This window comes from Streptomyces sp. 63XJN7_1_ISO-PGPR-S23-121, assembly GCF_056173025.1.
The window spans coordinates 7,678,914-7,691,263 of the sequence record NZ_CM149653.1; the positions used below are offsets into that span (position 1 = coordinate 7,678,914).

Annotated in this window: 10 protein-coding genes, 1 tRNA gene and 1 riboswitch; of the genes, 6 read left to right on the forward strand and 5 right to left on the reverse strand. The window is 70.6% G+C overall.

Features of this window, described 5'->3' with window-relative positions:
- Positions 1–25: 25 nt before the first annotated feature.
- From lhgO to AC0VYN_RS34350, 3 genes are read left to right on the forward strand one after another with little or no spacing between them, the layout of a single operon-like run.
- Positions 26–1,246: an L-2-hydroxyglutarate oxidase gene (gene lhgO / locus AC0VYN_RS34340; RefSeq protein WP_475534110.1), complete on the forward strand. Its 1,221-nt coding sequence runs from the start codon at positions 26–28 to the stop codon at positions 1,244–1,246.
- Between the two features lie 28 nt (positions 1,247–1,274).
- Positions 1,275–2,138 (forward strand): tRNA (guanosine(46)-N7)-methyltransferase TrmB, encoded by an 864-nt coding sequence (gene trmB / locus AC0VYN_RS34345; RefSeq protein ID WP_475534111.1) that lies wholly within the window; start codon positions 1,275–1,277, stop codon positions 2,136–2,138.
- Positions 2,139–2,148: 10 nt separating this feature from the next.
- On the forward strand, positions 2,149–3,525 hold the full coding sequence (locus AC0VYN_RS34350) for a PrsW family intramembrane metalloprotease (protein ID WP_475534112.1): 1,377 nt from the start codon (positions 2,149–2,151) through the stop codon (positions 3,523–3,525).
- Between the two features lie 30 nt (positions 3,526–3,555).
- On the opposite strand, the gene AC0VYN_RS34355 is transcribed toward AC0VYN_RS34350, so the two are convergent.
- The 5 genes from AC0VYN_RS34355 to AC0VYN_RS34375 all read right to left on the reverse strand — a co-directional run bounded on the left by AC0VYN_RS34355 (position 3,556) and on the right by AC0VYN_RS34375 (position 8,720).
- Positions 3,556–4,500, reverse strand: coding sequence for an aldo/keto reductase (locus tag AC0VYN_RS34355; protein ID WP_475534113.1), 945 nt, complete (start codon positions 4,498–4,500; stop codon positions 3,556–3,558).
- 139 nt (positions 4,501–4,639) lie between these two features.
- Positions 4,640–5,671: a M23 family metallopeptidase gene (locus AC0VYN_RS34360; protein WP_385468897.1), complete on the reverse strand. Its 1,032-nt coding sequence runs from the start codon at positions 5,669–5,671 to the stop codon at positions 4,640–4,642.
- 10 nt (positions 5,672–5,681) lie between these two features.
- A riboswitch (cyclic di-AMP (ydaO/yuaA leader) is annotated at positions 5,682–5,838 on the reverse strand.
- Positions 5,839–6,099: 261 nt separating this feature from the next.
- Positions 6,100–7,299: a PP2C family protein-serine/threonine phosphatase gene (locus AC0VYN_RS34365; RefSeq protein WP_475534114.1), complete on the reverse strand. Its 1,200-nt coding sequence runs from the start codon at positions 7,297–7,299 to the stop codon at positions 6,100–6,102.
- Positions 7,300–7,460: 161 nt separating this feature from the next.
- Positions 7,461–7,534, reverse strand: a tRNA-Met gene (locus tag AC0VYN_RS34370).
- A 52-nt stretch (positions 7,535–7,586) separates the two neighbouring features.
- The gene (locus AC0VYN_RS34375; RefSeq protein ID WP_475534115.1) at positions 7,587–8,720 is read right to left on the reverse strand and encodes a dihydrofolate reductase family protein; all 1,134 of its coding nucleotides are present in this window, start codon (positions 8,718–8,720) and stop codon (positions 7,587–7,589) included.
- A 570-nt stretch (positions 8,721–9,290) separates the two neighbouring features.
- Here AC0VYN_RS34375 and AC0VYN_RS34380 point away from each other — a divergent pair.
- The 3 genes from AC0VYN_RS34380 to AC0VYN_RS34390 are packed head-to-tail and all read left to right on the forward strand — an operon-like array spanning position 9,291 to position 12,054.
- Positions 9,291–9,734, forward strand: a complete 444-nt coding sequence (locus tag AC0VYN_RS34380; RefSeq protein ID WP_475534116.1) for a hypothetical protein — start codon at positions 9,291–9,293, stop codon at positions 9,732–9,734.
- A 9-nt stretch (positions 9,735–9,743) separates the two neighbouring features.
- On the forward strand, positions 9,744–11,555 hold the full coding sequence (locus AC0VYN_RS34385) for an alpha/beta hydrolase (protein WP_475534117.1): 1,812 nt from the start codon (positions 9,744–9,746) through the stop codon (positions 11,553–11,555).
- 28 nt (positions 11,556–11,583) lie between these two features.
- Positions 11,584–12,054, forward strand: a complete 471-nt coding sequence (locus AC0VYN_RS34390) for a hypothetical protein (RefSeq protein WP_475534118.1) — start codon at positions 11,584–11,586, stop codon at positions 12,052–12,054.
- The last annotated feature ends 296 nt before the right edge of the window (positions 12,055–12,350 follow it).

The following is a 12,350-nucleotide window of genomic DNA, read 5'->3' on the forward strand; positions in this document are numbered from 1 at the left end:
CGACGAGCCGGGAAGGGACCGGGAGGTGGAACACGTGCGGACCGGGATCGCGTACGACTGCGACGTGCTGGTGATCGGCGGCGGGATCGTCGGCCTGTCGACGGCGTACGCGATCACCCGCACCGCGCCCGGCACCCGCGTCATGGTGCTGGAGAAGGAACCGGGACCGGCCCGGCACCAGACCGGCCGCAACAGCGGCGTGATCCACAGCGGCGTCTACTACCGCCCGGGCTCGCTGAAGGCCCGCTACGCGGTGCGGGGCGCCGCCGAGATGGTCAAGTTCTGCGCGGAGTACGGCATCGACCACGCGGTCACCGGCAAGCTGATCGTCGCCACCGACCGGGCGGAGCTGCCCCGGCTGCACGCGCTCGTCCAGCGCGGCCGGGAGAACGGCATTCCCGTGCGGGAGCTGGGCGCGGCCCAGATCCACGCGTACGAACCGGAGGTCCGGGGCCTGGCGGCCATACACGTCGGGACGACCGGCGTCTGCGACTACACCGGGGTGGCACGGCAGCTGGCCCGGGCCTCGGGCGCGGAGATCCGCTACGGCGCGGAGGTCCTGCGCGTCGACCGGCGCCCGGACCTCGGGGTCGCCGTCCGCACCCGTACCGGTGACGTGGTCCGGGCCCGGGTCCTGGTCAACTGCGCCGGTCTGCACTGCGACGAGGTCGCGCGGATGACGGGTGACGACCCGGGAATGCGGATCGTCCCGTTCCGGGGGGAGTACTACGAGCTCGCGCGGCCGGAGCTGGTGCGGGGCCTGGTGTATCCGGTGCCCGACCCGGCGTTCCCGTTCCTCGGCGTGCACCTGACCCGCGGCATCGACGGCAGCGTGCACCTCGGCCCGAACGCGGTGCCGGCGCTGGCCCGCGAGGGCTACGGCTGGGGCGTGGTCCGGCCCCGCGAGCTGGGTGCCACGCTCGCCTGGCCGGGCTCGTGGCGCATCGCCCGGCGCCACTGGAGGTACGGCGCCGGGGAGCTGCGCCGGTCGGTGTCCAGGGCGGCGTTCACGTCGGCTGTGCGCAGGCTGCTGCCGGCGGTGACGGAGGGCGACCTGGTGAAGGCGCCGGCGGGGGTGCGGGCGCAGGCGGTGCTGGCGGACGGGACGCTGGTGGACGACTTCCTGATCAAGGAGGGGGCGCGTGCGGTGCACGTCCTGAACGCACCGTCCCCCGCCGCGACCGCGGCGCTGCCGATCGGCCGGGAGGTGGCGCGGCGGGCGCTGACGGCACTGGGCGCGGGATGAAGCGGCCCGGCCGTAAAATCGACTCACTGTGTCTGATTCACGCCATGCCCCCGAAAGCCCGCAGCCGCCCCTCGGCACCCCCGACCGGCATGCCCGTGCCAAGGGCGAGCCCCGGTTCCCCGACGGGCCGAAGGCCGATCCCGCCGGGTCGCACTTCGAGCGCCGTATCCGGAGCTTCCAGCCGCGCCGCAGCCGGGTGACCACCGGGCAGGCGGACGCGCTGCAGCGGTTGTGGCCGAAGTGGGGCCTGGACATCGACGGGCAGCGGGTCATCGACCTCACCGAACTGTTCGGGAACACCGGCCCCGTCGTCCTGGAGATCGGCTTCGGCATGGGCGAGGCCACCGCCCGGATGGCCGCCGCCGACCCGGACACCAACATCCTCGCCGTGGACGTCCACACCCCCGGCCAGGGCAATCTGCTCGCTCTCGCCGACCGGAACGGGCTGTCCAACATCCGCGTGGGCAACGGCGACGCGATCATCCTGCTGCGCGAGATGCTCGCCCCCGGCTCCCTCGCCGGACTGCGCGTCTACTTCCCCGACCCCTGGCCGAAGAAGCGGCACCACAAGCGCCGCCTGATCCAGCCGGAGTTCCTGACCCTGGCCGCGTCCCGCCTCGCGCCCGGCGGCGTCGTGCACTGCGCCACCGACTGGGAGCCGTACGCGGAGCAGATGCTCGAGGTCCTCACCGCGCACCCCGACTTCGAGAACACCGTGCCCGGCGGCGGCTTCGCGCCGCGTCCCGGCCACCGGCCGCAGACCCGTTTCGAGGGCCAGGGACTGGAGAAGGGACATGTGGTGAACGACTTGCTCTTCAGCCGCGTCCAGCCCCCCGTGCCCGACCGCGAGCAGCACGGCGAACAGCACGAGGAGCAGCCTCCCACCGGTTAGGGTCCATGCCGTGGCCACCAGTCCCCCGTATCCGACGCGTCCGCCCACGCAGCCCCGTACGCGTCCGCACTGGTGGCAGCGCACCTGGGTGCGTTACGGCGCCCCGGCCGTCCTGCTCGCGCTCGCCGGCGCGGTGATCCTGGCCCTGGTGCGCGAACAGACCGGTACGCAGGGGCTCCTGGTGGGGCTGGGGCTGGCGGTCTTTCCGGTACCGCTGCTCGTGGCCGCCTTCCGCTGGCTGGACCGGGTCGATCCCGGCCCCTGGCGGAACCTGCTGTTCTCCTTCGCCTGGGGCGCCTGCGCGGCGGCACTGATAGCGATCGTCGCCAACAGCTTCGCGACCAGGTGGATAGCGACGGCCACCGCCGACCCCGGCGGCGCGGACACCCTGGGCGCCACGGTGATAGCGCCGGTCGTGGAGGAGTCCGCCAAGGCCGCGGCGGTGCTGCTGGTCTTCCTCTACCGCAGACGGCACTTCACCGGCATCGTCGACGGCTTCGTCATAGCCGGTGTCACCGCCACGGGCTTCGCCTTCACCGAGAACATCCTCTACCTGGGCACCGCCTTCGGCACCGACCAGCTCACCGGCGACCGGGGCCTCGCCTCGGTGACCGCGGCGACCTTCTTCGTCCGGGTCGTCATGTCGCCGTTCGCCCACCCGCTGTTCACCGTGCTCACCGGTGTCGGCTTCGGCGCCGCCGCGCTCTCCCCCGGCCGCCGGCGCCTGCGGCGCGTGCTGCTCCCCCTGTCCGGGCTGCTGCTCGCGATGGGCACGCACGCGCTGTGGAACGGCTCGGCCTCGCTCGGCGAGTACGGCTTCTTCGCCGTGTACGCCGCTTTCATGGTGCCGGTTTTCGGCCTGCTGACCTGGCTCGCGGTGTGGACCCGGCAGCGCGAACTGGGCGCCGTGCGGGCCGAGCTGCCCGTCTACGCGGTGGCCGGCTGGCTGACGCCGGCCGAGCCGTTCGCGCTCGGCTCGATGCGGGCGCGCCGCGTCGCCCGGCAGTACGCCCGCCGTCACGCCGGGAAGCCGGCCGCGCGGACGGTGGCGGAGTACGCGGCGTACGCGACCTCGCTGGCGTCCCTGCGGCACCGGGGGCGCCGGGGCCGGGCGGGCGCCGACTACGTCGTACGGGAACGGGAGTTGCTGACCGAGCTGTGGCGCCGGCGGGAGGTGGCGCGCCCGGCACTGGACCACGCGGCCCGTGCCACGGCGCCGCCGCTCCCGGTGGCCGTGCCCCCGTGGCCGGCGTACGGGACGTACGGCGCGTACGGGGCCGGTGTGGCGCACACGGCACCCGCCCCCTACGCCACACCGGCCCCGTACGCCGCGTACGCCCATGCCCCCGGCACCGCGTACCCGTTCCAGAACCCGTACCGGTCGTAGCGGCGGCGGAGCGGTCCCCCGGCGGGTGCCTCAGGCGGACGCCTCCGTCAGCCTGCGCACCTCGGCCTCCGTCAGCTCCAGGTCCGCCACGCCCAGCAGCGCCGGAAGCTGCTCGACCGTCCGCGCGGAGGCGATCGGCGCGGCCACCGTCGGCCGGGCCGCCAGCCAGGCCAGGGCCACCGTGGCGACCGGCACGCCGTGGGCCTCGGCGATCTCGTCCAGGGCGGTGAGCACCCGCCGGCCGCGCTCGCTCTCCAGGTGCTTGGCGGCACCGCCCGCCCGGGGGCTGTCGACGGTCGTCCCGGGCCGGTACTTGCCCGTGAGGAAGCCGGCCGCGAGGGCGTAGTACGGCACGGCGGCGAGACCGGCCCGCTCGGCGACGTCGCGCAGCCCGCCCTCGTACGTGTCGCGCGAGACCAGGTTGTAGTGGGGCTGGAGGGCCACGTACCGGGCGAGGCCCTCGCGGTCGGAGAACTCCAGGGACGCCGAGAGCCGCTCGGCGGTGATGTTGGAGGCGGCGATGTACCGGACCTTGCCCGCGCGCACCAGTTCGTCGAGCGCGCCGATGATCTCCTCGACCGGCACCTCGGGCTTGTCGAAGTGGGTGTAGTAGAGGTCGATGTGGTCGGTGCCCAGGCGGCGCAGCGAGGCGTCAGCCGCGGCCTTGATGTTGGCGGCGGACAGGCCGGGGTACTCCGGGTGCTGGCTGACCTTGGTGGCGATGACGACGTCGGCGCGGTTGCCGCGCGCCGCGAGCCACTTGCCGATGAGGGTCTCGGACTCGCCGCCGCTGTTGCCGTCGACCCACGCGGAGTAGGAGTCGGCGGTGTCGACGAAGTTGCCGCCGGCGGCGGTGTAGGCGTCGAGGACGGCGAAGGAGGTGTCCTGGTCGGCGGTCCAGCCGAAGACGTTGCCGCCCAGGGAGAGCGGGAAGACCTCGAGGTCGGAGGAGCCGAGCTTGCGCAGAGAAGTCATGTACGACGACAACAAGCGCTCCGGAACCGGTCATTCCAGGGCGACGCAAAGTTCGCGCAAACCGGCAGCCCTGACGTCGGGGGGCGCCGTCAGGGCTGCCGGGATCCGAAGGTGTGCGCCGCTGCCGGACGCCCCGGTCTCAGAGGCTGAGGCCCTTGCCCTGCAGCCAGGCCGCCGGGTCGACGCCGCCCTCGGCACCGCCGACGTGGACCTCGAAGTGGAGGTGCGGTCCGGTGACGTTGCCGGTGGCGCCCACGCGGCCGATGACGTCCCCGGTGCTGACCTTCTGTCCGACTCCGACGCTGATCGACGACTGGTGGCAGAACCACAGCTCGGTGCCGTCGTCCAGGGTCAGGATGGTGCGGTAGCCGTAGGAACCGGCCCAGCCCGCCTCGGTGATCGTGCCCGAGTGGACGGCCTTGACGAGGGTACCCGTGGGCGCGGCGAAGTCGAGGCCGGTGTGGTGGCCGGAGGACCACATGGAACCGGCCTGACCGAAGGTGGAGGTGATCGTGTACGAGGAGGTCGGCAGGGTGAACTGCTTGGCCAGCTCGGCGAGCCGCTCGGCCTCGGCCTTCTTCGCGGCCTCCTCCTCCGCCTTCTTCTTGGCGGCGGCGGCCTTGGCCTCGGCCTCCTTCTCCGCCTTGGCGGCGGCCTCGGCGGCCTGCTTCTCGGCGGCGGCCGCGGCCTCGGCGGCGGCCTTGTCCTCCACCTGGACCTGCTGCTGCTCAGCCTGCTGCATGATGCGCGCCCGCAGGACCTCACCGGCGTCGGTGGTGCCCTCGGCGGTGTCGCCGGCCGTCACGCCGATGCCGCTGAGCGGGGTGGCGGAGCCCTCGGGCTCCGGCTCGTCGTCGGAGATCAGCGAGCCGACGTTCGGCAGATCGGGCATCGAGATCGACACCGGCGGCTTGCCGGTCTGGGCGCTGGCCATGCCGCCCGCTCCGACGGCCGCGATGACGCCGACGCCGAGGACGGTGGAGCTGCGGGCGAGTCCGCCGCGCTGCTTGGCGACGCGGTGCCGGCCGCGCACGGGACGGATGGACTCCGCGGTGGGGTTCCACTCCTCCCAGGGGCCCTCTTCGGCGCGATGGCCGTCGTAGCCGAAGGATGCGGTGTCGTGCGTGCTCGGCACGAACGGGGCCTCGGGGGCAGGCCGGTTGGACGCCACGTGGGCGTACTCCTTTCCTTCCTTCCGCCTACCGGGTTAGCTGACGGGTTCGGAGCAGGAAGGTCTCCTACGCGCGTATACGTGCCGTGTCTCCACGGCGGCATACGCCCGATTCACCCCAAGTGGTGGTTCCCCGGTTCCCTCACGGGATTCGGCGCGTGCGCACGGAGCCGCCTTCTGTGACGGCTGGGACGACCGCGCTGCGTTATCGAACGTTAATAGACGCGAGGCGCCGATTCCAAGCCGTTCCTCTTGATCGTTAAGGAATCGGGCCCGGACGTACACCTCGTGAAGGGCCAAATGCGGTCCAGTCGACCGCCCCTCAGGCCGAAAGGTCACAACACACATTTCTGACGGTGTGTCAGTTGTTATGCGGAGGGCGCTCACTTCGTCACCTCCCGTGACTCTGTTCGAGGCGGTCGTCCGGCTCAGTGCCGGTGTACGGCGAGCAGGGCCATGTCGTCCGCCATGCCGCCCCCGGAGTGCCGTCGCACCTCGTCGGCGAGGGTGTCGAGCAGGTGCGCCGGGTGCCGGAAGACCCGGCCGGTCAGCCGGGCGTGGGGATCGTAGAAGCGGCCGTGGGCGTCGCGGGCCTCCGACAGCCCGTCGGTGTACAGCAGCAGCGTGGCACCGCCGGGGAAGCCGGTCGGCACCGCCCGGTCGGGCCACACCCCCAGCTCGCCCATCCCGAGCGGCAGTGCGGACTCCGTGGCCTGCACCGGGTGCACGGTGCCGTCGGGGTGCAGCAGCAGGGGCGGCGGGTGGCCGCGGTTGACGACGCGGACGATCCCCTCGCCGTGCGGGAGTTCGGCGAGGACGGCAGTGGTGAACCCCTCGAAGGCGTCCAGCCCGTCGCGCCGGGTCCCCTCGCGCGCCAGCGCCCGCTCCAGCCGCTGCGCGACCGCCTCCAGCGTCGCCTCCTGCTCGGCGGCCTCCCGGAAGGCGCCGATCACCACGGCGACGGCGGCCACCGCGCCCATGCCCTTGCCGCGCACGTCGCCGACGATGAGCCGCACGCCGCGCGCGCTGTCCTGCACCGCGTACAGGTCGCCGCCGATGAAGGCGCCGGCCTGCGCCGCCTCGTAGCGGGCGGCGATCTCGAAGCCGCCGATCCGCCCGGCGGGCTCCGGCAGCACGGCGCGCTGGGCGGCCTCGGCGATCTCGCGGGCGGAGGCGAGCCGTTCGTCGGTGCGGCGGACGAAGGCGTTCACGAAGACGGCGAGGCCGGCGACCGTCGCGATGGTGATCAGCTCGGTGAGCGAGTCCACGTAGTGGATGACGCCCTTGCTCAGCTGGAGCCCGACGACGGAGGCGACCACGGCGAGGCCGGTGAGGGCGGTGCCGCGCCGCGAGTAGACGGGTGCCGCGACCAGGGGCGCGGCCGTGTAGAGGGGACCGGCGGTGAAGTACCGGGGGGTGAAGAGGTCGTACAGGATGGCCACGACGATGAGCAGGACGGGGAGCAGCCGCACGAGGGCCCGGCCGTACGGGGTCCGCCGCCGCTCCCGCGCGAGGGTGGGCACGGGCACCGGGCCGGCGCCGAGGCCGGGATCGGGCACGGGGTCGCCGGGCAGCCGACCCCCGGACCTGGCATACGGGCCCTCGCCGTCCACCTCACCTGGCCGCACCACTCGTCTCCCGCCGCCCCTGCACGTCCACGCCGCTTGCCGTCCCGTCCTCCAGGTTTCCCGGAGGAGGGGCGGGGAGCGAGCCGTGCGGGCCGGCCGGGTGACGGGGGCGGACACACCGAAGGCCGGAATCCTTGAGGATTCCGGCCTTCGGCCTTGAGTAGCGGGGACAGGATTTGAACCTGCGACCTCTGGGTTATGAGCCCAGCGAGCTACCGAGCTGCTCCACCCCGCGTCGTTGTGTCACCAGTGTACGTCATGTCGGGGGTGGAACGCACACGCGTATCTCAGTGGCCCGCCAGGTGACGGTTCGGGCCCTTCGCCGCCGCCTCGAACTCCGGCAGCAGGACGACGACGGCGCCCCCGTCGGTGAGCACCCCGCTGCCGTCGGCGCCCGGCACGAAGGTGTCCGGCTCGCTCCAGGCCGTGACCACGCGGCGCACCCCGGCGTCGAGGATCAGCCGGGCGCAGGGGGCGGGCCGGGAGGCACGGCGGGCGCACGGTTCCAGGCTGCTGTACACCGTGGCGGTCGCGAGCCGCGGATCGGACGGGTCGACCTTGGCGAGGGCGGCCTCCTCGGCGTGCACGACCGGGTCCCCGCCCTCCCGGGAATGGCCGCGCGCGAGCTCCGTGCCGTCGGCGGCGACGACCACGGCGCCCACGCTGAACGCCGTGCCGGACGGCGGGCACAGCTCGGCCAGCTCGCAGGCGAGCGCCAGCCAGTGCCGGTCGGCGGCGGACACCCGGCCGGCGGAGCCCGGGGCGGTCGGCCGGTACCGCATGAGCACCACGTCCTCGATCCGCCGCGTCTCCACCAGCCTGAGCCGCCCGCGCTGGTAGTCGCCGGGCCCGAACAGCCGGGGGGCCTCCGGGTCACCGACGAACACCGGGGCGAGGACGAGCTGCAGCTCGTCGGCGAGCCCCTGCCGCATCAGGCTGCTGTGGACGGTTCCCCCGCCCTCCACCATCAGCCGCCGCACATCCCGCCGGTCGTGCAGGTACTCCAGCGCCGCGCGCCATTCGAGCGTGTCCCCGAGCGGCACGACGTCGGCGGCGATGCCGAGCGCGTGGGCCCGCCGGGCGCCCTCGTCGGTGGTCAGCAGGACCTTGTCCCCGCCGGTGTGCCAGAAGGCCGCCGCCGGGTCCAGCTCGCCCGATCCGCTGACCGTGACCTTCAGCGGGTACTCCGGCTTCCCCGCGGCGACCCGGGCGGCCCGTCGCCCGGACGCGTTGACCAGCAGCCGCGGGTTGTCGGCCCGGATCGTGCCGGCGCCGACCAGGATCGCGTCGACGGACGCCCGCACCTCGTCGACCCGGTCGAAGTCGGCCGGGGAGGACAGCAGGAGCCGCTCGGGACCGGTGTCGTCCAGGTAGCCGTCGAGTGACACGGCGGCGGAGAGGAGGACGTACGGGAGGGACATGGGCGTACTCCGGTGAGGGCGGGCGGACGGGCTGAAGAGAGCGTGGCCGCGTGCCCGCCTGGGGCACCGGTACGGGCGGCTGATACGGCTTGGGCCTTGAGCGTCCGGCCCATCTGCCGGGTGGGAGGCCTTCTTCGACGATAGCTGCCCTCGAGCGCGGGCCTGGTTCCGCTACGGCTCAGCGGACTCACCGACCGGATCGTCGTCGGGCTCGGGCAGGCGCCGGCCTCGGGACGCCGCGACCCGGAGGGCGTCGGCAAGGCACTCGGTCAGGCGAATCGCGGTGTAGCGGACCTCGGCGTTCGGCGTCAGCGCGTCATCGAGCAGCCGCCGGGCGGAACGGCACGCCCAGGCCCCTCCTTGCCGTATGGCTACTCCGCAGCCTTCTCGCGTCCGTCCCGCCTCTTTTCTGGGTGTGATTCGCCTGAGTACCCGTACTCAGACGCGCTGGTGGCCGACACTGATGACCGGTGAGATGACAGGTCATTACTGTACGGACCCGACCACCACCATTACGCGCTCGTATCGACGTACACGTCCACTCGACAGCGCACAACAGGGGGGCCACTCATGGCATGGGACGAATGGGAGCAGTTGAAGGCGGCAGCGGCCGAACGCAACAGCGCACAGATGCAGCTGAACCAGCTACCTGCTGAGCAGAGCGGCGGCACGGGCGACCTCATCTCGAACAAACCGGCCTGGACCAAGAGCGGCACGGACATCGGCTCGCTGCGTGAGGACATCAGCAAGGCCACAGCAAAACTCAAGGACGGCCAAGCCGGTCTCGGCAGCGACGCCGGCTGCCTGACCGCTGCCGCCCAGAAGGACGTCTACGACTCCTGGGATACCTATGTCGCAAAGGTCGGCGGGCGCTGCGGGAAGCTCTCGGGTCTGCTGGTGAAGGCGGGCAACGACCAACTGAAGACGGACCAGTCGGTCGAAGCCGAGATCGCCAAGCTCGTGGTGGCGTACTCGGACACGTCGGCTGTCGGTGGCCAGGACAAGGGGCGGTGACCGGACGTCATGGACCTCGCGACGCTCAAGGCGCTCAAACCGACCGAGTACTCCGAAGCGGCAGACGGTTACCGCAGCACCTCCGACATGGCGAGCGCGGTCAAGGACCGCATCGACAACCAGATAGCAGTGGCCATGAGGAACCAGCTGAAGGGCAAGGCCGCCACCGCGGCAGGCACGCAGCTGGGTGGACTGAGCCAGAACTTCCACTACGTACAGACGCAGTGCGGCCTCATCAGCACCGCTCTCGAAGCGTTCTCCTACGAGATGGAAGCGGCCAAGCGAAAACTCGATACAGCCCTGGAGAACGCCAAGGCCGCCAACCTCACCGTGAACTCCGACGGATCGGTCACCTACCCGCCTGGTGGCGAGAAAGGCGAGGACGGCAAGACCCCCGACGGCGGCACGGTGAACGGCCTGACGGACAGCACCGCCTCCGCCGTCGGTCGGCAGGCGGCCAACTTCGACCCCAACCCCCACCACCGCCTCGCCCAGGACTGCGCCGACCTGATCGCCACCGCCCTCAAGGAGGCGACCGAGGCGGACGGGAAATGGGCACCCAAGCTCCGGGCACTCAAGGCGGACGACGACCTCACCGTCTCCGACGCGGACTGGTCCGACGCCCACTCGGACATGGCCGGTGTACGCGAGGCCGGCAAGAAGTACCTCGACACCCTGCCGCAGCCCCCGAAGGAGGGCAGCGCCGAGGACAACGCCGAATGGTGGAAATCACTCAGCCCCGAAGAGCAGAGCGCATGGATTTCCGCCAATCCCAAAACTGTGGGAGAGCTGAACGGGCTTCCGTCCGCAATCCGAGACGAGGCCAACCGGATCGTTTTCGATGAGACGCGTGCACAACTTCGCATGGAGTTGAACTCAATACCAAAGCCTCCAGCCAACGAATGGACTTGGATCACCTCAGGCCCTTACCCGGCCAAGGTGCACACCAACGAATGGATGGACTGGCACAGAGAGTACGGGGATCGCTCCAAGCAACTGAACCAGACGCTGAAAGGCATGGGCTACATCCAAGACCGCTTTGACAGGACCGGCGTAAGGGGCCTGCCCGAGGCATACCTGCTCGGATTCGATCCCAACGGGCTTGGCGACGGCAAGGTCATCATCGCCAATGGAAATCCCGACACGGCTGACCATGTGGCTGTCTATGTGCCTGGAACGTACGCCGGTCTCGAAAAGATCGGGGAAGGCGGAGATCACGGGGACATCGGCCGCGGGGAGAAATTGTGGACAGAGACCAGTGCACTCTCACCGGGCCAGAACGTTTCCACGATCACCTGGCTCGACTACAACGCCCCAGATAATATCGTCCCGCAAGCGACCAGCGGGAAGTTTGCCGAAGAAGGTGGTCCGCGCCTGTACGACTTCCTCCAAGGAAACAGGGAAGCCCACGAGAACGCGTCAGGAAGCACCGCCCACACCACGGTTATCGGTCACAGTTATGGAAGCACGGTTGTCGGCGTATCGGCACAGACCGGAAGCTGGAAGGATCCTGAGGCCGTCGACGATTACATCTTCGCAGGAAGCCCTGGCGTCCAAGCGGACCATGCAGCCGACCTGGGGGCAGGGGCGGATCACGTTTGGGCGATGGGTGGGCCAGGGGACGATCAGGTCGTCCGCCAGGGGGGTCGCCTGATGGGGCTTGGCGACAACCTGACTATTCCCACCGACGAATCGTTCGGCGGGAACATCATGAAAAGCGACTCAGATGGACACAGTGGATTCTGGGACGACAGTTCTCAGAGTCTACGAAATCAGGCCGCCGTAATCTCGGGCAAGTACCATAGGGTTGAACTTGAATAGGCGATCTCCGGAACTTCTGTATATTTTCGTGGCCAGCATTCTTCTGGCCGCCTGTTCACAGGGAAGTGACTCGGCCAACATGGAAGTGCGCAACGAAGAAGCCGTCAAGACACAGGTTGAGCAAGCATCCAGCAGTATTCTGGAAATAATGGCACTCAACGGAAAGGTGACGGACACCGGTGCCATGACCATTCGGTGTTCGGATTACGAATCGGATGAGAATGTCTACCGTGCCCGCCATCCATGGAGTGTGTACCAGGTCCCCGTATCCGACATGGAAAAGGCCATGGCCCGCCTCCGTGACGGACTGCCGGAGAAGGGCTGGAAGATCGTGAAGGACGGCGTGGACGACAGCCCCGCCAAGAGCCCGCAGATCGTCGCCGAGTCCAAAGGACAGGAGTACGCAGTGGATGTGCGACTGCTCGATGAACGAAAGTACGGCGACGACCCCTCACTTATTGAGGTAACGGTCCAGTCAGCCTGCTATCGAGCCAAGTAGCCGTTCTCATCCCACATCAGCGCAGCATCAACGGCTCCTCCGCCGTCGTCCATTGCCACACAGTGGGGTGCCCTCACCGTCGAGCAGGGATCCGACGGTAAACGCGCCGCAGGCCCGCTGCGTACAGGAGGAAGCCCGGTTCCGCCGCCTCGGCGGGACTGACTGCGGCCTCCTCATTGTTCCCGACGGTCAGCCCGACCGTGGCAGGCATAGTGGCCGGGGCGCCTTCTCCGCGGTACGGAACAGGCGGCGGGCCACAGCCCGTCGCGGTTGTCGTCATGGGCCGGGGCTACGAG